Source organism: Massilia sp. NBRC 108631 (genome assembly GCF_059704565.1).
On sequence record NZ_BAAKJE010000066.1, the window covers coordinates 266,594 to 287,816 of the forward strand.

The 21,223-nt window shown below is 63.1% G+C and carries 18 protein-coding genes; 9 read left to right on the forward strand and 9 right to left on the reverse strand.

Annotated elements, in window-relative coordinates:
- Positions 1 to 58 precede the first annotated feature (58 nt).
- From atpG to AC6H42_RS08440, 4 genes are all read left to right on the forward strand, one after another.
- A complete protein-coding gene (gene atpG / locus AC6H42_RS08425; RefSeq protein WP_057154293.1) occupies positions 59 to 934 on the forward strand; it encodes a F0F1 ATP synthase subunit gamma in 876 nt (291 codons plus the stop codon).
- Positions 935 to 964: 30 nt separating this feature from the next.
- The gene (atpD, locus tag AC6H42_RS08430; RefSeq protein ID WP_025595448.1) at positions 965 to 2,365 is read left to right on the forward strand and encodes a F0F1 ATP synthase subunit beta; all 1,401 of its coding nucleotides are present in this window, start codon (positions 965 to 967) and stop codon (positions 2,363 to 2,365) included.
- A gap of 60 nt (positions 2,366 to 2,425) precedes the next feature.
- Positions 2,426 to 2,848, forward strand: coding sequence for a F0F1 ATP synthase subunit epsilon (locus AC6H42_RS08435; RefSeq protein WP_057154294.1), 423 nt, complete (start codon positions 2,426 to 2,428; stop codon positions 2,846 to 2,848).
- A gap of 113 nt (positions 2,849 to 2,961) precedes the next feature.
- Complete coding sequence (locus AC6H42_RS08440; RefSeq protein ID WP_497547819.1) at positions 2,962 to 3,921, forward strand: DUF2268 domain-containing putative Zn-dependent protease; 960 nt, start codon at positions 2,962 to 2,964, stop codon at positions 3,919 to 3,921.
- On the opposite strand, the gene AC6H42_RS08445 is transcribed toward AC6H42_RS08440, so the two are convergent.
- The 9 genes from AC6H42_RS08445 to AC6H42_RS08485 form a co-directional block, all read right to left on the reverse strand.
- Positions 3,908 to 4,141 carry a DUF433 domain-containing protein gene (locus tag AC6H42_RS08445; RefSeq protein WP_082551663.1) on the reverse strand — a complete coding sequence of 78 codons (234 nt, stop codon included), beginning with the start codon at positions 4,139 to 4,141 and terminating at the stop codon, positions 3,908 to 3,910. The two genes, AC6H42_RS08440 and AC6H42_RS08445, sit on opposite strands and share 14 nt — an antisense overlap.
- 52 nt (positions 4,142 to 4,193) lie before the next feature.
- On the reverse strand, positions 4,194 to 4,745 hold the full coding sequence (locus AC6H42_RS08450; protein WP_057154296.1) for a hypothetical protein: 552 nt from the start codon (positions 4,743 to 4,745) through the stop codon (positions 4,194 to 4,196).
- 44 nt (positions 4,746 to 4,789) lie between these two features.
- Entirely contained in the window at positions 4,790 to 5,155 is a 366-nt protein-coding gene (locus AC6H42_RS08455; protein ID WP_057154297.1) for a VOC family protein, read from the reverse strand.
- Positions 5,156 to 5,328: 173 nt separating this feature from the next.
- Complete coding sequence (gene rsgA / locus AC6H42_RS08460) at positions 5,329 to 6,378, reverse strand: ribosome small subunit-dependent GTPase A (protein WP_057154298.1); 1,050 nt, start codon at positions 6,376 to 6,378, stop codon at positions 5,329 to 5,331.
- A 253-nt stretch (positions 6,379 to 6,631) separates the two neighbouring features.
- The gene (gene speD / locus AC6H42_RS08465; RefSeq protein ID WP_057154299.1) at positions 6,632 to 7,009 is read right to left on the reverse strand and encodes an adenosylmethionine decarboxylase; all 378 of its coding nucleotides are present in this window, start codon (positions 7,007 to 7,009) and stop codon (positions 6,632 to 6,634) included.
- Entirely contained in the window at positions 7,006 to 7,182 is a 177-nt protein-coding gene (locus tag AC6H42_RS08470) for a hypothetical protein (RefSeq protein WP_200953936.1), read from the reverse strand. The genes speD and AC6H42_RS08470 overlap by 4 nt, the downstream gene beginning before the upstream one ends.
- Positions 7,179 to 8,645: a DUF4178 domain-containing protein gene (locus AC6H42_RS08475; RefSeq protein ID WP_497547820.1), complete on the reverse strand. Its 1,467-nt coding sequence runs from the start codon at positions 8,643 to 8,645 to the stop codon at positions 7,179 to 7,181. The genes AC6H42_RS08470 and AC6H42_RS08475 overlap by 4 nt, the downstream gene beginning before the upstream one ends.
- A gap of 10 nt (positions 8,646 to 8,655) precedes the next feature.
- Complete coding sequence (locus AC6H42_RS08480; RefSeq protein ID WP_497547821.1) at positions 8,656 to 9,699, reverse strand: SPFH domain-containing protein; 1,044 nt, start codon at positions 9,697 to 9,699, stop codon at positions 8,656 to 8,658.
- Positions 9,700 to 9,726: 27 nt separating this feature from the next.
- Positions 9,727 to 10,113: a DUF350 domain-containing protein gene (locus AC6H42_RS08485; RefSeq protein ID WP_082551664.1), complete on the reverse strand. Its 387-nt coding sequence runs from the start codon at positions 10,111 to 10,113 to the stop codon at positions 9,727 to 9,729.
- Positions 10,114 to 10,174: 61 nt separating this feature from the next.
- Between AC6H42_RS08485 and AC6H42_RS08490 the strand changes: the two genes are divergently transcribed.
- The 5 genes from AC6H42_RS08490 to AC6H42_RS08510 all read left to right on the forward strand — a co-directional run.
- Positions 10,175 to 11,686, forward strand: a complete 1,512-nt coding sequence (locus tag AC6H42_RS08490; RefSeq protein WP_497547822.1) for a polyamine aminopropyltransferase — start codon at positions 10,175 to 10,177, stop codon at positions 11,684 to 11,686.
- Positions 11,686 to 13,332, forward strand: a complete 1,647-nt coding sequence (locus AC6H42_RS08495) for an NAD(P)-binding protein (protein WP_497547823.1) — start codon at positions 11,686 to 11,688, stop codon at positions 13,330 to 13,332. The genes AC6H42_RS08490 and AC6H42_RS08495 overlap by 1 nt, the downstream gene beginning before the upstream one ends.
- A 110-nt stretch (positions 13,333 to 13,442) precedes the next feature.
- Positions 13,443 to 15,875, forward strand: a complete 2,433-nt coding sequence (locus tag AC6H42_RS08500) for a beta-galactosidase (protein WP_497547824.1) — start codon at positions 13,443 to 13,445, stop codon at positions 15,873 to 15,875.
- Between the two features lie 34 nt (positions 15,876 to 15,909).
- Positions 15,910 to 18,492 (forward strand): TonB-dependent receptor, encoded by a 2,583-nt coding sequence (locus tag AC6H42_RS08505; RefSeq protein WP_497547825.1) that lies wholly within the window; start codon positions 15,910 to 15,912, stop codon positions 18,490 to 18,492.
- A gap of 196 nt (positions 18,493 to 18,688) precedes the next feature.
- Positions 18,689 to 21,223: TonB-dependent receptor (locus AC6H42_RS08510; protein ID WP_497547826.1), on the forward strand; the 2,535-nt coding region annotated here is incomplete at its 3' end.

Genomic DNA, 21,223 nt, shown 5'->3' on the forward strand with positions numbered 1-21,223 from the left:
GCACGGCGGCCGGGGTTGCGACCCCGGGCCGCCTTCAGCGCAGAAGGAGTAAGGACTCATGGCAGTAGGCAAAGAGATACGTGGCAAGATCAAAAGCGTAGAGAATACGAAAAAGATCACCAAGGCGATGGAAATGGTCGCCGCATCGAAAATGCGCAAGGCGCAGGATCGCATGCGCGCCGCCCGTCCCTACAGTGACAAGGTTCGTAATATCGCCGCTAATCTGGCGACCGCCAACCCTGAATACACGCACCCGTTCCTGGCGCAAGCCCAGGGAACCGAAGCGAAGGCAGTGGGTTTCATCATCGTCACGACCGACAAGGGTCTGTGCGGTGGCCTGAACACCAACGTGCTGCGCATGGTGACGGCGAAAACGCGCGAGCTGGAAACGGCCGGCGTCAAGGTTGAAGCGGTAGCCATCGGTAACAAAGGTTTGGGGTTCTTGAATCGGGTAGGCGTCCCTGTTGTTGCGCAAGCAACGCAGATCGGCGACACGCCGCATCTGGAGAAACTGATCGGGCCTGTGAAGGTCATGCTCGAGAAGTTCACGGAAGGCAAACTCGACGCAGTGTACCTGTGCTATACCAAGTTCATCAACACGATGAAGCAAGAGCCGCAAGTGCAGCAGCTGCTGCCGCTGACGGCGGACAACATCACGGCCGACAAGGGTAGCCTCAAGTGGGACTACATCTACGAGCCGGATGCAGCGACCGTGATTGACGAACTGCTGGAGCGCTACATTGAAGCGCTGGTATACCAGGCGGTGGCGGAAAACCTGGCGTCCGAGCAATCGGCCCGCATGGTGGCGATGAAAGCCGCCAGCGACAACGCAGGTAGCGTCATCGGTGAACTGAAGCTGATCTATAACAAGACGCGTCAGGCTGCGATTACCAAAGAACTCTCCGAAATCGTTGCCGGTGCGGCTGCGGTTTAAACGAATTTAACTATATTTGAAGGAACGAACATGGCTGATGGCAAAATCGTTCAGTGTATCGGCGCTGTGGTGGACGTTGAGTTTCCACGCAACGCGATGCCTAAGGTATTTGATGCCTTGAAAATGGAAGGCTCCGAGCTGACCCTGGAAGTACAACAACAGCTGGGCGACGGCGTGGTCCGTACCATTGCTCTGGGTTCGTCCGACGGCCTGCGCCGCGGCATGATGATCCAGAACACCGGCAAACCAATCATGGTTCCCGTGGGTAAAGCCACGCTGGGCCGCATCATGGACGTGCTGGGCAACCCGATCGACGAATGCGGTCCAGTTGCGCACGACCAGATCGCTTCGATCCACCGCACGGCCCCTGCGTACGACGAACTGTCGCCATCGCAAGACCTGCTGGAAACCGGCATCAAGGTGATCGACCTGGTGTGCCCGTTCGCCAAAGGCGGTAAAGTCGGTCTGTTCGGCGGTGCAGGTGTGGGCAAGACCGTGAACATGATGGAACTGATCAACAACATCGCCAAAGCGCACTCGGGTCTGTCCGTGTTCGCCGGCGTGGGCGAGCGTACCCGCGAAGGTAACGACTTCTACCACGAGATGGCCGATGCGAAAGTGGTGGATCTGGAAAACCCGGAAAATTCCAAAGTCGCGATGGTGTATGGTCAGATGAATGAACCACCAGGCAACCGTCTGCGCGTCGCGCTGACCGGTCTGACCATGGCCGAAGCGTTCCGTGACGAAGGCAAAGACGTTCTGTTCTTCGTGGACAACATCTACCGCTTCACCCTGGCCGGTACCGAAGTATCCGCACTGCTGGGCCGTATGCCTTCCGCAGTGGGCTACCAGCCTACCCTGGCCGAAGAAATGGGCCGCCTGCAAGAGCGTATTACGTCCACCAAGACCGGTTCGATCACCTCGATCCAGGCCGTGTACGTTCCAGCGGATGACTTGACCGACCCGTCGCCAGCGACCACCTTCGGCCACCTGGATTCGACCGTGGTTCTGTCGCGTGACATCGCCTCGCTGGGTATCTACCCTGCGGTGGACCCGCTGGACTCGACCTCGCGCCAGCTGGACCCGCTGGTCGTGGGCCAGGACCACTACGACACCGCGCGTGCCGTACAGGGCACCCTGCAGCGCTACAAGGAACTGCGCGACATTATCGCGATTCTGGGCATGGACGAACTGGCGCCGGAAGACAAGCTGCTGGTGGCACGCGCTCGTAAGATGCAGCGTTTCCTGTCGCAGCCGTTCCACGTCGCTGAAGTGTTCACCGGTTCGCCAGGTAAATACGTTTCGCTGAAAGACACGATCAAGGGCTTCAAGATGATCGCTTCGGGCGAACTGGACCACCTGCCGGAACAGGCGTTCTACATGGTCGGCACGATCGAAGAAGCAATCGAAAAAGCCAAAAAACTCAACTAATCGCTGAGTTTGCTTCGGCCCCGCCGCAAGGCGGGGCCGTCATATCCCGATAGGACACACATGGCAAATACCATACACGTAGACGTGGTTTCCGCGGAAGAGCAGATCTTCTCGGGCGAAGCCGAATTCGTCGCGTTGCCGGGCGAGCAGGGCGAGCTGGGTATCTACCCCAAGCACACCCCGCTGATCACCCGTATTCGTCCAGGCGCGGTACGCATCAAGGTAGCGGGCAAGGCTGAAGAAGAGTTCGTCTTCGTCGCCGGCGGCCTGCTGGAAGTGCAGCCGAACGCCGTCACGGTACTGGCTGACACCGCGATCCGTGGTGCAGACCTGGATGAAGCCAAAGCCTCGGCCGCCAAGAAACTGGCGGAAGAAGCGCTGGCCAACAACACCGGCAGCATCGACTACGCGAAAGCGCAAGCCGAGCTGGCCGCCGCGATCGGCCAACTGGCCGCCATCGCCAAACTGCGCGCCAAGCAATAAGCTCGGTCAGCAGACGCCAAAAAGGCAGCTTCGGCTGCCTTTTTTATTGCTCGAAATATATTTATACTATTGCTTTTATGGCAAACTGCGCATTTCCCGGTTGAAATTCGCATATGAAACAGTATCTGATCGCCTGCCTGGGCCTGGTTGCCTTTCTGCCCTGCTTTGCGGCTGATGCACCGCCGACCATCGAGGTGCGCAGCCTTGCGCGGGAGTTTGTGACCTTCTGGGACGGCAGCCAGGGCATGCCGGAAGCGCAGCGCGTGGCGGCGTTTAAAACACAGATCGGCGCGCGTTTCCCGGAGTTCTACGGTATTGAACGCTACGCCGGCACGCGCACGCAGGCCGAGCAGGATGAGCTGATACGCCGCAATCTGGCCGGCTTCGGTCCGATGCGGCAGGCTTACCTGGATAAAGTGGCCCGCTTCGATGCGGATCTGCCGCGGCACATCGCGACCTTCACTGCAGCGTTTCCCGAGTTTAAGCCGACAGTGAGCACCTACTTCGTTCATTCGCTCGGCGAAATGGACGGCGGCACGCGCGAGCTGAACGGCCGCAACTATCTGATCTTCGGCGCCGACGGCATGGTGCGCTATCACGGCGCCGGCGACGAAGCCGCCTTTTTTCATCACGAGCTGTTCCATATCCACCATGCGGCCCAGGCGGTGAACTGCGACGACGACAGGCTGGCGGACCGCCTGTGGACCGAGGGCTTGGCCACCTACATGTCGAAAGTCATGAACCCGCAGGCCAGCGACCAGGAAATGCTGCTTGACCTGCCAAAAGGCAGCGCCGATCTCGTCCGGAGCCGGATTTATGCCAGCCTGGCTCAACTGGAGCAGGTGTTGGACAGTGGCGACCGCCAGCAATTTGCGAGTCTGTTCCTGATGGACGGCCGTAGCGAAGGCGGGCTGCCGCCCCGGCGCGGCTATATGCTGGGTTATCTGATCGCCCAGGAACTGGGCAAATCCCGCAGCCCGGCGCAACTCGCCAAGCTCAGCTGCGCGGAAGCGCGTCCGCTGATGGCCGCAGCGATACGCAGTCTGCAGCAGCAGCCCCTCAAGGAACACTGAGCCGCCCGTCGCGTACCAAGGCATAAGCGTTTAGTACAGTTTGGGCGAGCCATGTCGCTACAGCGGCGCTTCTGCTCACGGACGGGAACTGATCGAGGACCTCCTCAAGCGGATCTCCTGCCGCGAGGCAGTCGAACATGTTTCTGACCGGCACACGCGTTCCGACAAAGATTGGAACCCCCTGGATTTGCGGGTCGCCCTGAATGGCAGTCGCGTGCATTTTTGCCTCCTTCAACTACTCCATACTGGCTCCGTACGCGGCCGGCGAAAAATCAACTGCACATGCCATAGGCTTTACGGTCTTCGAAATAACGGTAGGTGAATGTGCGGACCGGATAACGCTCGCGTTCGATCACCATCGGCGGCGGCGTGAAATCGAAACGGTCCGGCAGCTTGCCTTTGAATTGCAGGCGGAAGCGGAATTGGGTGGCGTCCGACCTTGCGGTCGCCACCATCAGCACAGGCATTTCCTTGATGACTTCCACCATTTCAGGCCGCGCGCTGGTGCCGCGCTGGTAAATACTGGCAATTTCTGCATTCATGAGCGGCGCGCCTTTGGGCTGGTAAATTTTGAATGCGCGGCTGGTGAATTGCGCTTGGGTATTCCGAGGCAGCATATAAACCAGCCCAATCTCCACACCGCCCTCCGGTATTGCGACGGGCGCTGTGGCCGTCACATAAATGCCATCGGGTAGATCAAAACGCGATTCATCCACCCAGTTCCTGCAATCAGGCGTTTTTGCCTGGTACAAGTCGGCGGGAGTGTACTTATCGCCGCAAGCGGCCAGGGCAAGCAACAGGAAAAGAGGCGCGTAGCGGCGCATAAGGATTACCGGTGAGTAGTTGAATACCCGCATGGTATCAGAAATCAGCGCTTCTCTTCCATTAAAGCCAGCAAATGGCCGTCGGGATCGCGGAAGAACGCCATCCACAATTCATGATCCGACATTTTTGTCACCAAATGCGGGGTGCCATCGAATGGGACGGATTTTTCTTTCAGCTTATCGGCGACGGCTTCAATGTCTTTCACGGTAAAGTAAATACAGGTCCCTTGCCCAGGGTAAACCTGTCGGTCCGTGCCTTCCAACATTAAGCGGACACCGTCGCAGTCAAAAAACACCAGCTCGCCGAAACGGTAGAGCTTGTGCATTCCCAAGGTTTCGCCGTAAAACTTCTCGGCCTGGTCCGCATCGGATACGGCCAGTGCGATCTGGCCAATTTTGCATAACGCCATTTTCACCTCCTGAACTAAGTCGACTTTCCTAGACTAGGCGCTTTGCGGCACGCATTCAAGCGTGCCGGGTTGATTATGCACAAATCAGGCACGATCAAGCCAGAAACTGGCATGAATTTGGCGGAAAAGGGCCGGGCGGACGCTCTGAAACCCCACAGCGTCCGCCTGGTGGCTTAGTTCCGTTTATCGTGGCTGCGCTTGGTGCCAGCCTTGTTCAGCACTTTCCACTTCGCCCGCTGCGCAATCCTTTCCAGCGGGGTTTGCAGGCTGCGCTGCGCATCGCGCATAAGCTTGTGAAAATTTAATAACCGGTCGGCATGGATATTCCCGCGCACGGCACAACCGGGTTCCGATTCATGTCGGCAGTCGCGGAATTGGCAAGCGGCGGCCAGTATGTCGATATCGGAGAATACCGATGACAAGGCTTCTTCATCCGCGTCCGGCCGCCAGGTGCGCAATCCTGGCGTGTCGATAATACAAGCGCCATCCGGGCACAAATGCAGGGAACGGGCGGTTGTCGTGTGGCGTCCCCTGCCGTCGCCTTTTCTGATACCGCCGGTTTCCTGATGCGCTGCGCTTAATGTATTGGTCAGCGTCGATTTTCCCGCGCCGGATGAACCAAGCAGGCATAATGTCTGCCCGGCGCCCAGCCAGGGTTTTAATTCACCGATCGCTTCCGGACTTAATGCGTTGGTGTAAATTATTGGGATATAAGCGGGCAAGCGATCGCGAATAGCGTCAATACGCTGGCCGGTATTCCGGCAAATGTCGGATTTGGTCAGAACGATAACCGGCGCAATGTCGGCGGATTGCACCATCGCGATATAACGTTCCAGTCTGCGCAGATTGAAATCGTTATCCAGGCCCATTACCAGCAATGCTGTATCGATATTGCTGGCGATTGATTGACGGTGCCCGTCCGCTGCGCGGCGGGCGATTAGATTGACTGGGGATAAGCGTTGGCTTATCCACAGTTCATTTTCGCCATGGTTTTCAAGGACGATCCAGTCCCCTACCGCGAGCGTGCAGTCAGCCCACACCCGGGGCAGCGCGCGCGCCTTATATTCGCGCTCGCCATCGTGAACCGTGAACCAGCTGCGCTGCACTTCGGTTATGCGCATCAGGCGTGCGCCTTCAGCGGCGGGCTCCAGCGTATGTAATTGGCTGGCGGTGAATTGCTGAAATCCGATGCGGCGTAAAACTTCGAAATTGAATTCGATCATGATGAGTGGTGTTCCTGTATCCGGGGTCGCTCGCGGCGCGCGCGAGCACAGCCATCCGCGAAAAGCGGAGGCGCGAAAAGTCAGGGATAGGCCGGCGCGCGATCAGGCGCGGCTCGACACCAGCTCGGTCAGAACAGGGGCGTAGACGGGCGATCAGGCAGCCGACAGGAGGGCAATGTCCAAGGTACGCATTTTTTAGTCTCCTGTGGATGAGTGGGGGAAGCCGCCAGTGTCGCACCGGAGGCAGAAACAGTCAATTGCCGGCAGCGCGGCGGACGGTGTTTAACTGGCAATGTTGTGGCGCCAGCGCGGCCTGGATCAGCTCCAGCGCAGTTTGCGGCCGGCTGGCGCCGCACATGAAGATATCCACAGCCGCGAAGCCGTCTTCCGGCCAAGTGTGAATGGAGATATGGGATTCGGCCAGCAGCACCACGCCGGTCACGCCGTAGCCGTCGCCGAAACCGTGGAAGTGGCTATGCAGCACGCGCGCCCCGGCCGCCGCAGCCGCCGAACGCAACAGGGCCTCCAGCTCGTCGCAGTCGCCCAGGCGGCTGGCTTCGATGCCGGACAGGTCGGCCAGCAGGTGGCTGCCGGCCGGCAGGTGGAGGCGGTGTGCGCCGGCCTCGCTCACTTGTGGCCCCCGCCGCCCGAACCGCCGCCGAAACTGCCGCCGCCGCCGCCCGTATGCGAACTCCAGCCGGAGCCGCCGCCGGTGGACGGGCCGAAGGAGTTGAACATGCGCCCCCAGCTACTGCAGCTGGTCATGGTGAACACCACCAGCGCATAGATAATGTAGCGGCTCAAGACTTGTCCCCTTTATCGATGGAGTCCAGGAACAGGGCGGGCAAGTAGATGGCCAGCGCGCCGAGCAGGTTGAAGGTGAAGGAGCCGCCGAAATTCACCAGCATGGGAATGGCGTTTACGGCCAGCATCACCATGATGAATTTTTTCGCCGCGCTGGCGTAGCGGCCTTTTTGCGGCGGCGCTGCCCGCATCAGGTTTTTCACCGGCACGCCGAACCACAGGTGGACCTGGTCGGCCGGCACCCGGGTCGAGCGCGACCAGGTCAGCTCCTCGGCGCTCAGTTCCGCCGCCAGGCGGGTCTGGCCGGCCTCGAATTCGTAGACGTGCACGCGGTCGCCCACTTGCACGCGCCAATTGAAGGCGCCGGCCGCGTAGACGACCCTGGCGTCGTAGTCGTACAGCTTGGCGTACTTGATCTTGTCCAGCATTACCGTGTCCGCGCCCACCCGTTCCCAGGCCGGCCATTCAGGCATGACGTTGGCGCGCCACCAGCCGTCGTCGGTCTCCACCAGCCAGGTAAAGCCGGAACGGGCGCCGGACAGCAGGTATTCGGTCCAGCGCGAACCCTCGTCGTCTTCGCGCACCATGAAGCCGATCACGCGGTAGCGCTGCTTGTTGATGGTGGCTTCAGCGCCCAGCGACAGGGTGGTGCCCACTTTTTCCATGCGCTCGCCAGCCGCCAGCACCTGTGCCTTGGGACTGGCCGCGTCGATCTGGGCGTGGCAGGAGGGGCACAGCAGGTTGGCGGTCTGGCCGGGCAGGTAGTTGATGGCGCCGCCGCAGGAGGGGCAGTCCAGTGCCGTCAGTTTGCCGCGGTAGCGCCCGGCGCTGCGCTGGATCTGCTCGTCGTCGCGCAGCAGCTGGCACTGCATCGCTTCCAGCGTGACGGACACGCCGGTGTACACCACCGGCTCCGGGCCGTCCGAATAGTCCAGCGTGAGGAAGGTGCCGCCGCGCCGGAAGTCGGCCACTTTGGCTTGCCAGCCGTCGCCGACCTTGAACGGCAACTCGCCCTGGCCGCCGATGCAATCGGCGGTGCGCACCTCGGAGACCATCAGCCGCTCGGCGCCCACGCGCACCATTTCGCCGGCCTGCAGTTCGTCGAACGCGGGCAACGGCGCCGGTGTTTCACGGGCGGCAGTGACGGTGTACAGGCCGGACGAATCGCCCAGCCAGGACGTGGCGCCGTCGTCGAACATCAGATACCACTCGTTCCACATCCCCGCCGCATAGCGCAGCTGGATGCGGCCGATCACATTGAATGCGCGTCCTCCCAGCACGCCGGAGGTGCCGATCTGCAGCGGCGAGTAGTCCTCCAGCACGGAGGACATCTTGCCCAGGTCCTTGACCGCGTCCGCATCCTTGAGCACGCGCGTGTTGCAGTACTCGCACACGGCCATGACCGAGGCGTGCGAGCGGAATTGGACTTCCGCGCCGCAGCTGGGACAGGAAACAATTTGCATGTACGCGGTCTTAGCCTATCAGTTTCTTGAGCAGCTCGGACTTGGCGCTGTCGTAGTCGGCGGCCGAGATCAGGCCCTTGTCCAGCAGGCCCTTGAGTTTTTCCAGGCGCGCTTCGATGCCTTCTTCGGCCGGGGCTGCGGCTGCCACCGGTGCGCCGGGGTGCGAGCTGGCCGGCGCCAGCGTGGAGCCGACCGCCTGGCCCATGGCCTGGCCCAGCATCACGCCCGCACCCAGGCCGGCGCCGATGCCGGCAATGCCGCCTTCGTTCTGCGCCGCCAGCGGAATGGCGGTGGCAGTCTGGAACTTGGTGAAGCCGCTCATCTTGTCGGCGCTCAGGCCGCCCTTCATGCCGGCCGAGATGCGTTCATCCAGCGCCGCCTGCAGTTCTTCCGGCAGGCTCACGCTGGCCACGTTGAATTCGTCCAGCCCGATGCCGTAGCGCGCGAAGGCGTCGGCCAGGTCGCCGCGCACTTCCTGCGCCATCAGCGCCTGGTTGGCGGCCATGTCGAGGAAGGCCACGTTGGCCGAGCCCAGCGAACTGGCCATGGTGGCCATCAGGATGCCGCGCAGCTGGTCTTCCACGTCGTCGCGCGTGTATTCCTCGCGGGTGCCGCTCAATTCGGTGTAGAACTTGCGCGGATCGGCCACGCGGTACGAGTACATGCCGAAGGCGCGCACCCGGATCATGTCGAAGTCCTTGTCGCGGATGGTGATCGGCTGCTGCGTGCCCCATTTGCGCCCGGTCTGCACGCGGGTGCTGAAGAAGTACACGTCCGACTTGAACGGCGAGTCGAACAGCTTGTCCCAGTTCTTCAGGTTGGTCAGCAGCGGCAGGGTTTGCGTGGTCAGGGTGTGGGTGCCGGGGCCGAACACGTCGGCGATCTGGCCCTCGTTGACAAATACCGCCACCTGCGACTCGCGCACCACCAGCACGCCGCCGTTCTGGATTTCCATATCCGCCATGGGGAAGCGCCAGGCCAGTACGCCTTCCTTGTCTTCCGTCCATTGCAGAACGTCGATAAACTGCTTCTTGATAAAGCTGCCGAGACCCATGATAGTCGTCCTTAAAGTAAAGCGGTGTCAGGAAATGCAGGCGGCGTTGATGGCGCCGATCGCCAGTGAAATGGCGCCCAGCAGGCCGCCGAACGCCGTGTTGCCCGATTCAATATGGTCCTGCGCCATGCGCAGCGCGCGCGTGGTGCAGAAGTACGCCAGGATTTGTACCACCATGGCGCCGAAAGCCCACAGGAAGAACTGCTGGTAATCCGCCGTGTGCATCAGGCTGGAGGCGATTGTCATCGAGAAGCCAAGCAGCGAACCGCTCAGGGACAGGGCGGCCGCGTTGTTCCCCTGGCGGATCAGCAGCACCTCGTTGTACGGCGTGAGGCGGGTGTAGATCATGAAGAACATCACCAGCAGCACAGCGGCCAGAAACAGGTGAATTACGTAGTTTAGGATGGGCGGCACGGCGTTCCTCGGTTAAAGTGGCTATCCTGATAATTGTTCATCATAAAACATTCGCACCCACATGACAAAAAAGATTCTGATCCTGTCCGTTTTCGTGGTCGCGTCATGCGGGCTGGCGTACGAATTGATCGCCGGGGCGCTGTCCAGCTACCTGCTGGGCGACTCCATACTGCAGTTCTCCACCATCATTGGATGCTATCTGTTCGCCATGGGCGTGGGCGCGCACCTGTCCAAATACGTCAAGGACGAGGACGTGCTGGCGCGCTTCGTCGACATCGAGCTGGCGGTGGGCCTGATCGGCGGCGTCTCGGCCGCGCTGCTGTTCCTCACCTTTAGCTGGATGACCGCGCCGTTCCGCGCGCTGCTGTATACCACCGTGTTCATGATCGGCTGCATGGTGGGCATGGAAGTGCCGCTGGTGATGCGCGCGCTCAACGAGCGCAACACCGAATTCAGTGAGCTGGTCAGCCGCGTGCTGACCTTCGACTACCTGGGCGCGCTGGCGGTGTCGCTGCTGTTCCCGCTGGTGCTGGCGCCCTACCTGGGGCTGGTGCGCACCGGCTTCCTGTTCGGCATGCTCAACGTCGGCGTGGGCTTGTGGACCATCTACGTGTTCCGCGCCGAGCTGGCCAACCTCACCGGCCGCGTGCTGCGCGCCTCGGCGGTGATGTGCGTGCTGATCTTCGGCTTTGCCTCGGCCGACCGCATGACGCACTGGGGTGAGCAGGGCCTGTTCGGCGACGAAATCGTCTACTCCACCACCACGCCCTACCAGCGCCTGGTCATCACGCGCTGGAAGGACGACTTGCGCCTGTACATCAACGGCAACCTGCAATTCTCGTCGCGCGACGAGTACCGCTACCACGAGGCCCTGGTGCACCCGGTGATGGAAGCGCTGCCGTGGGCCAGGCGGGTGCTGGTGCTGGGCGGCGGCGACGGCCTGGCGCTGCGCGAGATTTTGCGCTATCCGAACATCGAGCAAGCCACCGTGGTGGACCTGGACCCGGCCATGACCGGCGCCTTCACCACGCGCGACGAGCTGGTGAAGCTGAATGGCGGCTCTTTCCGCGACAAGCGCGCGCGCGTCATCAATGCCGACGCAGCGGTGTGGCTGCAGAATTCCACCGAGATGTTCGACGCGGTCATCATCGACTTCCCGGATCCGTCCAGCTTCGCGCTGGGCAAGCTGTATTCGGTACCTTTTTACGGCCTGGTGAAGAAGCACCTGGCCGCCAACGGGCTGGTGGTCGTGCAATCGACCTCGCCGTTCTTCGCGCCGCACGCCTACTGGACTGTGAACGCCACGCTGCAAGAGGTGGGCCTCAGAACGCATCCATATCACGCCTATGTTCCTTCGTTCGGGGAATGGGGCTTCATCCTGGCGTCGCCGCAGCTGGAATACGCGCCGCCCACCAGCTACAAGCTGCCGATGCGCTATCTGAACGCGGACACCACGCGCGAAATGTTCATCTTCCCGCCGGATATGAAGCCGTTGAAGATGGAGCCCAACCGGCTCAACACGCAGTCCCTGGTGCACGAGTTCGAGCAGGACTGGCGACGGGTGATACGCTGATGCTGCGCCGTTCTTTCCTGGCCTGGGCCGGCGCCAGCGGACTGGCCGCCGCCGGCAGCGTGGCAGCCTTCCAGCGCTGGCAGGAGATCACGCCCACGCTGCATTTCCCGGGGCGCGATGAAGGCCATTTCATGCGCGACCTGATGCGTGGCCCAGGACACGGCGGCCGCGCCTTGCCGCCGCCGTCCGAAGTGCTGGAGACGGACGTCGCCATTCTCGGCTCGGGCATCGCCGGCCTGTCGGCCGCGTGGAAGCTGAACAAGCTGGGGCGCAAGGATTTTCTGATGGTGGACGGACCGCAGCCCTACGGCAACGCGGCCGGGGGCCGCTTCGGCGACCTCGAATATCCGACCGGCGGCCACTATTTGCCGCTGCCGTCGCCGGAGTCGCTGCATGTGCGGGAAATCCTGGCCGACCTGGGTGTGATACAGCGCGATCCGTATGGCGATAAGCCTTACTACGACGAGCGCTTCCTGCTGCACGCGCCGGAGGAGCGCCTGCTGTACAAGGGCCAGTGGCAGGAAGGCTTTATTCCGACCGAGGGCGTGGGACCGGAAGAACTGGCCGAGCACAAACGCTTCTTCGCCGAAGTGGAGCGCCTGCGGCAGACGCGCGGCAGCGACGGACGCCGGATTTTCGTGTTCCCCACCGTGCAGTCGTCGGAGGATCCCGAGTGGCGCAAGCTGGACGACGTCACCCTCAAGCAGTGGCTGGAACAGAACGGCTACCGTTCGCCCACCTTGCACTGGTATCTGAACTACTGCTGCCGCGACGACTACGGCGCGCGCTACGACCAGGTCTCGGCATGGGCTGGCCTGCACTACTACTGCAGCCGCTGGGGCCATGCGGCCAACGCCGAGAACGGCACCTGGCTCACGTGGCCGGGCGGCCTGCAGCCGCTCGCTTCCGGCATGGGGCGCGCATCGGGAGTCAAGCGCGTGGGTGGCACGGTGGTGTCGGTGAAGCGCATTGGAAGCGGCGCCGGAGCGCGTGTCGAGGCGCTTTGCTTCCGCCTCGAAAATGGTAAGCCGCGCAGCTACCTGGTGAGAGCGCGCAAGGCCATATGCGCCATGCCGCTGTACGTCGCCGAGCGCGTAGTGGAGGGCATTGGCGAGATGGGCTATCAGGCGCAGCGCGATACGCCGGTCTACGCGCCGTGGATGGTGGCGAACTTCCTGCTCAAGCGCTTCCCGGCCGAGCTGCCGCATGCGCCGCTGTCGTGGGACAACGTGGTCTATCAGGAGCCCGGCCTCGGCTTTGTGGTATCCACGCATCAGGACATCCGCGTGACGCCGCCGGAGAAAACCGTCTTCAGCGCTTACGTCGCGCTGTCGCACCGCACGCCCGTCAGCGCGCGCCGCTGGATGGTGACGGCGAGACCGGAGGAGCTTCTGGAACTGGCCAGCGCCGATTTGAAGACCGCTTACGGGGCGCAGTTCGCCTCGTGCGTCGAGCGTGTCGACATCACGCTGCGCGGCCATGCCATGGCCGCGCCCTTGCCCGGATTCCGCAGCAACGCCGGCCTGAAAGCGTTGCGCGAACTGGATGGTCCCATCCTGTTTGCGCACGCGGACTTGTCCGGTTTTTCCGTGTTCGAGGAAGCCGCGTGGTGGGGCTGCCGCGCCGCGCAGCTCGCGGATAAATAATCACCTATGTGATTATTGTATAGATCTTGCGTCATTATTCATATTTCCGTTCTAGTTGGTGAACTTACACTCACTGGCAATAAACATAACTAGACTTCCGGAGAAACGTAATGAAAAAAGCATACGCGTTAAGCGTCTTGCTGGCCGCAGGCATGGCCAACGCCGAAACACTGCTGCGCATCGACGCCAGCGCCCCCGCCAAGACCCCACTCGAAAACAAGCTGCAAATGGGCGCTTCCGTGTCGCCGGCTGGCGTCAGGCTGGGCGCCAACAGCCAGTACCTGACCCGCGACGGCAAGCCATGGCTGCCCGTGATGGGCGAGTTCCACTATAGCCGCACGCCCGCCGCCGAATGGGAAACCGAGCTGAAAAAAATGAAGGCGGCCGGCATCGACATCGTCGCCAGCTACGTGATCTGGAACCACCACGAGCCGCGCGACGGCCAGTTCGACTGGAAGGGCCAGCGCGACCTGCGCCGCTTCGTGCAGCTGGCCGCCAAGGCCGGGCTGGAAGTGGTGGTGCGCATGGGGCCGTGGGTGCACGCGGAAGTGCGCTACGGCGGCATTCCCGACTGGGTGGTGAACGCCATGCCGACCCGCAGCAACGACCCGCAATACATGCGCCACACGGAGCGCCTGTACCAGCAGATCGCCGCGCAGATCAAGGGGCTGCTGTGGAAAGACGGCGGCCCGGTGGTCGGCGTGCAGCTGGAGAATGAATACAACCTGGACGGCCCGGGCGAGGGCGCTGCGCACATCAGCGCGCTGAAGCAGCTGGCGCGCAAGGCCGGCGTGGACGTGCCGCTGTACACGGTCACCGGCTGGGACCAGACCGTCTACCCGTCCGGCGAAGTGACGCCGGTGTTCGGCGGCTATCCCGACGAGCCGTGGGCGGTCAGCACCAAGGAGCTGCCGCCGAAGGAAACCTACGCTTTCCGCTTCGACAGCCGCGTCAGCGGCGACCTCGGTGCCCAGACCAAGGCCAAAGGCAAGGGCACGGCGGACTCCGACATGGAAACCACGCCTTTCCTCGGCGCCGAATACGGTGCGGGCCTGCCCTTCATGTACCGCCGCCGCACCGTGGTGTCGCCGGACGATATCGCGTCCATGCTGCCGGTGCAGCTGGGCTCCGGCGTCAACCTGATCGGCTACTACATGTTCCACGGCGGCCGCAATCCCATGGACCTGACCTCGCTGGAGGAAAGCTCGCTGAGCGGCGGCTACAACGACACGCCAATGATCAGCTACGACTTCCAGGCGCCGCTCGGCCCGGATGGCCAGCAGCGCCCGGTGCTGGCCAAGCTGCGCCCCTACCACCTGTTCATGCGCGATTTCGGCGACCGCCTGGCGCCGATGACGGTGCGCAAGCCGGACGTCACGCCGAGCACTCCGGCGGACCTGGCAACGCCGCGTTTCGCCTTGCGCAGCAAGGGCGACAGCGGTTTCCTCTTTGTCAGCAACCATGTGCGCCAGTACGCCATGCCGGCCCAGAAACAGCTGCGCTTTTCGGTGCAGCTGCCCGGCGGCACCAAGACCTTCCCGCGCCAGCCGGTGGACCTTGCCAACGGCAGCTATTTCATCTGGCCGGTGAATATGGACCTGGACGGTACCCGCCTGTCCTACGCCACTGCGCAGCCGGTGGCACGCCTGGACAGCGGCAAGGCCGGCATTACCTACGTGTTCGCCGCCAGCGCCGGCGTGCCGGTGGAGCTGGCGTTTGAAGGCGGCGCAGCCGGCCGGCTGTCGGCGCCCGGCGCGCGGATGGTGACGGCGAACGGCGGCGCGAACGGCGACCTGGTCGTTGAAGGCATTACCCCCGGCACCGGCGCGGCCGTGACGATACAGCGTCCGCAGCAGCCGCCCGTCACGCTGCTGGTGCTCACACCGCAGCAGGCCGAGAGCATGACGGTGGAGCAGTTCGCCGGCCAGCGCCGCCTGGTGCTGAGCGGGCAGCAGGCCTGGTTCGACGGCGGCGCGCTGCGCATGCGTTCGGACGGCGATCCTGCGTTCCGCTTCGCGGTCTACCCTGCGCTGGCGAAAGCGCCGAAGTCGGGCACGCCGCTGCGCGCCAGCGCGGACGGCGTGTTCCAGGCCTTTGAAGCGAAGCTGCCGGAGCGCCGCGCCGAAGCGAGGATCACGCCGCTGCGCGAAGCGAAAAACGTAGCGCCCGTGGTGGTCGGCGGCCTGGCGCGCGCCGCCATCCAGCCGATACCGGAATCGTTCCGCAACGCGGCCGCCTGGCGCATCGAGCTGCCGCAGGGCGAGAAGAACGCGCTGGTGGAGCTGGACTTCGTGGGCGATATCGGCCGCCTGTTCAACGGTACCCGCATGCTGGACGACTGGTACTACAGCGGCTATGGCTGGCAGTACCCGGTGGCGCAGGCGGGCGCCGGCCCGCTGACACTGTCGGTGCTGCCGCTGCGCGCCGACGCGCCCATCTATCTTCCCAGGGAAGGCCGTCCCGATTTCGGCGGCAAGCAGCAGGTGGCGGAGCTGCGCGGCGTGAAAGTCACGCCGGTCTACACGCTGGCAATACAACCATAAAAAACACATACAAATAAAATCGAGGGAGATCTCCATGAAACAAAAGAAGCTCAGCTGGCTGATCGCCAGTCTGTTCACGATGCCGCTCGCCTCCACGGAAGCGATGGCGCAGGCAACGGCCGACGCCAAGGCGGCTGAAGCGGTCCAGCAAGTGACCGTATCCGGCATCCGCAGCTCGGTGCGCAACGCGCTGGCCGTCAAGGAAGCGTCCAACAGCATGGTCGAAGTCATCGCCTCCGAAGACATCGGCAAGCTGCCCGACACCACCATCGCCGAATCGCTGGCGCGCCTGCCGGGCCTGTCGTCCGGGCTGGACCGGGGCAACGCCAGCCAGATCGTGGCGCGCGGCCTCGGCCCGCGCTTCATCGGCGCCACCCTGAACGGCCGCGAGCTGGCCTCTTCCGAACCGGCGCGCGCGGTGCGCTTCGAGCAGTTCCCGTCCGAGTCGCTCAGCGGCGCCACCGTGTACAAGACGCAGTCGGCCGAACTGGTGGAAGGCGGCGTGGCCACCACCATCGACCTGCAGACCGTGCAGCCGCTGAAGTACAACGGCCGCCAGGCCAGCTTGCGCGCCGATGCGCTGTACTACCCGATCGCCAGGGACGTTCCCGGCGCAGACAAGACCGCGCCGCGCGTGGGCGGCGTCTACATCGACCAGTTCAACGACCGCACGCTGGGCGTGGCGCTGGCCTTCAGCTACCAGGACCAGCCTTCAGTGCAGAAGAACATCAAGCACTGGGGCTTCAACGAATTCAATTCCGGCGACCTGAATGGCGACGGCAAGGTGGACAAGTCGCCATGGGGCTTCGAGGACGGCGTCAAGCGCGGTACTGACAAGCGTTCCAGCGTGCTGGGCAAGGTCGAGTTCAAGGCCAGCCCGGACGCCTTCATCACGGCCGACGCCTACTACTCGTCGGCCAGGATCCGTGAACCGGGCCTGTCGCACTGGAGCGGCGACGTGGGCAACTGGGACAACTGGCAGAAGCCGAACTACAGCAACGTGGACATCCGCGACGGCTATGTGGTCGGCGCCAGCGTGAAGGACGTGGGCCTGACCACCAACGACACGTTGTGGACGCAGGACATGGACACGCTGGCCCTGGGCCTGAACGGCAAGTTCAACGCAGGCGCCTGGAAACTGGAAGGCGACCTGTCGAGCTCGCGCTCAGGCCGCGACAGCCAGTGGCGCGACCTGCGCCAGGTGAGCAAGGGCACCGGCACCATCAGCTGGGCATTCACCGGCAATGAGCGCCAGGACTATTCCTTCGGCCAGGACACCGGCAACCCGGCCGCTTTCGGCGCGGCAACGCTGTATGTCGATACCGACGGCCACCTGAACGACAAGCTTGCCGCGCTGCACCTGAGCGCAGCCCGCGACGTGGAAGCCGGTCCGCTCAAGCGCATCAAGCTGGGCGCGCGCGCCACCGATCGGGAGAAGCGCTACGGCCAGACCACATGGAGCCTGTCGCCGGCCGCCGGCGCCAGCATCGCCGATGCCGACTACGAGCGCGTGGTGGTGAGCGGCTTCGCACCCTACATCGCGTTGAGGGACTTCCTCGGCACCACCTCCAAGGTGTTCGGCGCCAGTGCCTTCGATCCGGCCGGCCGCACGCCGACGCAGAACGACCTGCTGTCCGGCTGGAAGGTCACCGAACGCAGCACTTCGCTGTACGGACAGGGCGAACTGGAAGGCGCTAACTATCGCGGCAATATCGGCCTGCGCGTGCTGCGCACCCGCCAGACCGGCGCCGGCATGCAGTCGCTGAACGGCGCCGCGCCCACCGCTGTCAGCGAGAACAGCAGCTACACCGAGTTCCTGCCCAGCCTGAACCTGATCTTCAACCTGGACGAGAAGCAGGAGCGCCAGGTGCGTTTCAGCCTGGCCCGCGCCATGTCGCGCGCGCCGCTGGATGAAATGCGCGGTTCGCGCAACCTGAACGTCGATTCCAACCCCGCCCAGCCGCTCACCGGCAGCGCCGGCAATCCCGGCCTGAAGCCGATGATGGCCAACCAGGCCGACCTGGCGTACCAGTGGTACTTCGACAAGGGTTCGCTGCTGTCGGCGGGCCTGTTCTACAAGAAGATCAGCCGCTACATCGGCATCACCGCCGACTCCACCGTCATCAACGGACGCGCAGCGGAAATCACGCGCTCGGTAAACGGCGAGGGCGGCTATGTGCGCGGGCTGGAGCTGATCTACCAGCAGTCTTTCGCCAACGGCTTCGGCATCTCCAGCAACTACTCGTACACCAGCAGCGATATCAAGGAGCATTTCCCGGCTGGGAACCGCTTCCCGATCGAAGGCCTGATGCGGCACAACGGCGGCGCCACGCTCTGGTATGAGCGCAACGGCTACGAGGCGCGCCTGTCGGCCAACTACCACAGCGCTTTCGTACGCAATCCGACCTGGAACGCCGGGCAGCTGATCGAGAACGAGGCCGAAACCTTTGTCTCCATGAACCTGGCCAGGCAGCTCACGCCGCAGCTGCAGCTTCGTTTCGGCATCGAGAACCTGACCAACCAGAAGGTGGTCTACACCAGCGCCAACAATCCATACCAGCAGGAAGTGACCGAGTTCGGCCGCCGCTATAACCTCGGCCTGACGTACAAGTTCTAAGGCCTGCCATACCTCTGCCACCGGGCGCCGCGGCGCCCGGTGCGCTTGCGCGCGCGCGCACATCGCCTTGGCGGCCTGAGCTATACGAAATGATCATACGTTTGATCGAATTGGAGATTGGTTGGCCATTCTGCAATTGCGTAGCATGAATTCAGCGCTGGCAAAAGCGCAATCATAAAAACCAACGGAGACGAAAATGCAAAAATCCCACATGCGGAAGACCGTACTGGCGGCGCTCATCGCCGAAATGCTGGTGGCGGGTTCCGCGTCCGCGCAAACCGCAGCCGAACCGGTGGAGGCCGGCGCCAAGGTCATCGTCAGCGGCATCCGCGCCTCGCTGTCCTCATCCCTGACCACCAAGCGCATGCAGGACGGCGTGGTGGACGCCGTGTCGGCCGAAGACGCCGGCAAGTTCCCGGACACGAACATCGCCGAATCGCTGCAGCGCGTGACCGGCGTGCAGATCCAGCGCAACAACGGCGAGGGGCGCTACATCTCGGTGCGCGGCCTGGGGCCGGAGTTCAACAACGTGCTGGTGAATGGCCGCACCATGACCAGCGACACCGGCGGCCGCGAGTTCTCCTTCGACCTGCTGTCCTCCGACCTGATCTCGAAAGCGCTGGTCTACAAGACCTCGCAGCCCTTCCTGCCAGAAGGCGGCATCGGCTCCACGGTCGATATCCAGACCGCGCGCCCGCTGTCCGGCAAGACCGGCCACTCCTCGGTGCTCAACGTGTCCGATTCCTGGGACTCCAATTCCCGGAAGCACACGCCCAACGCCAGCGGCATGTACTCCTTCGCCAACGAGGAACGCACCTTCGGCGTGACCGGCTCGCTGTCCTTCACCGACCGCAAGTCCAAGCAGAACAAGGCCGTCACCGACGCCTGGAACTACCGCGACGTGAACATGATCAACGGCGACCTCAACTCCAAGGGGTTGACCATGGCCGACGTGACCACCAGGAAGCTGTACATCCCGCAAAGCTACGGCTTCCAGCAGGAGAACGAAACCCGCAAGCGCCTGGTCGGCAACCTGACGGTGCAATACAACCCGTCGCCGACCTGGAAGCTGACCGCCGACGCCCTGTATTCCCGCCTGGACCAGGAAAACGCGGTGATCGCCTTCAGCGACTGGAACAACCCGCAGCAGCTGGGCGTGAAGTACGATTCCAACAACCAGATCACCAGTTTCCTGCGTCCCGGCGCCACCTTCTACGCCAACAATCCCGCCATCGCCGGCAGCGGCAAGCTGCTGGGCGAGGCCAACTCCAACGACATGATCGTCAAGGGCGGCGACCGCCTGTCGACCACGCGCGCCTTCGGCCTGAACTCCAGGTGGGCGCTGGCGCCGGAGTGGAAGCTGGAGGCGGACGTGTCGAGTTCCCGCACCAGTTCCCAGTCGCCGGACATGTGGATCGTGGCCGGCATGGTGCCGAAAAACGGCGACGTGCTGTCCTTCAACGGTACCCCCAGCATCACCTTCGGCGACGGCATTGCCGACCCGACCGCCGTGCGCGCGCACGCGGTGTCGTACGGCGACATCCGCAACAGCGACAAGCTGCATGAAGGGCGCATGAACCTGTCCTGGAACCACGAGATGGGCTACTTCAAAGGCGTCGATTCGGGCGTCGCCTATTCGCAGCGCAGTGTGGGCCGCAGCCAGTGGAACAGCGATTCGTGGAACGCCTTCAGCGGCTACCACGTGGCGCTGCCGTCGTCGCTGTTTACGGTCACGCCGATGGACAAGTTCATGGGGGCGGACGTGAAGATGCCGGATGCGTATCTGAGCTTCGACCCGTACGCCTACATGAACTACCTGAACCAGCCCGCGCTGCTGGCCCAGTCGAACGATCCGGCACTGTACTCGGACAAGACCAGGTTCCCGAACGGCCCGATGGCGATCGACTACACCAAGCCGAACATGTGGGGCGTGAAGGAGAAGGTATCGAGCTTCTTCGTGGACTCGAAATGGGAAGGCGAGGGCTGGTCCGCCAACGCGGGCGTGCGCGTGGTGCACGTGAACTCGGCCTCCACCGGCATCAGCCGCACCTTGCTGTCGGCGACCAAGAGCCCGAACGACACCACCTATATCCTGAACTACGGCCCGGCCAGCACCACCACCGTGAGCAACAGCTACAACAGCGTGCTGCCGTCGGCCAACCTGAAGTTCGACCTGAGCAGCGACATGCTGCTGCGCCTGGGCGCCTCCAAGACCGAAACCCGCCCGACCCTGAACCAGATGGGCGTGGACAACTGGTACGGCGGCCGCTTTGGCGACGTGCAGACCGGCGGCGGCAATCCCTACCTGAAGCCGATGGAGTCGAAGAACCTCGACGTGTCCTACGAATGGTATCTGTCGAAGACCAACTACGTCAGCGCCGCGCTGTTCCAGAAAAAGGTCTCCAACTTCCTGGAAACCCAGCTGGTGGACCTGCGGATTCCGCAATACACGGAAGTGGTGCACGACACGCGCGTGCGCAACGGGCAGTCGGGCAAGATCAAGGGCCTGGAGCTGGCCGGCCAGTATGCCTTCGACACCGCAATCCCCTGGCTGCAGGGCTTCGGCGTGGCCGCCAACTACACCTACGTCGATGCGCAGGCAAGCCGCAACGGCGGTCCGTCCGCTTGCGGCTACCCCGGCCTGTCGCCGCAGTCGTACAACGGCTCGATCTTCTATGAGAACAGCAAGTTCTCGGCCCGCGTGAGCTACAACTGGCGCAACCACTTCTCG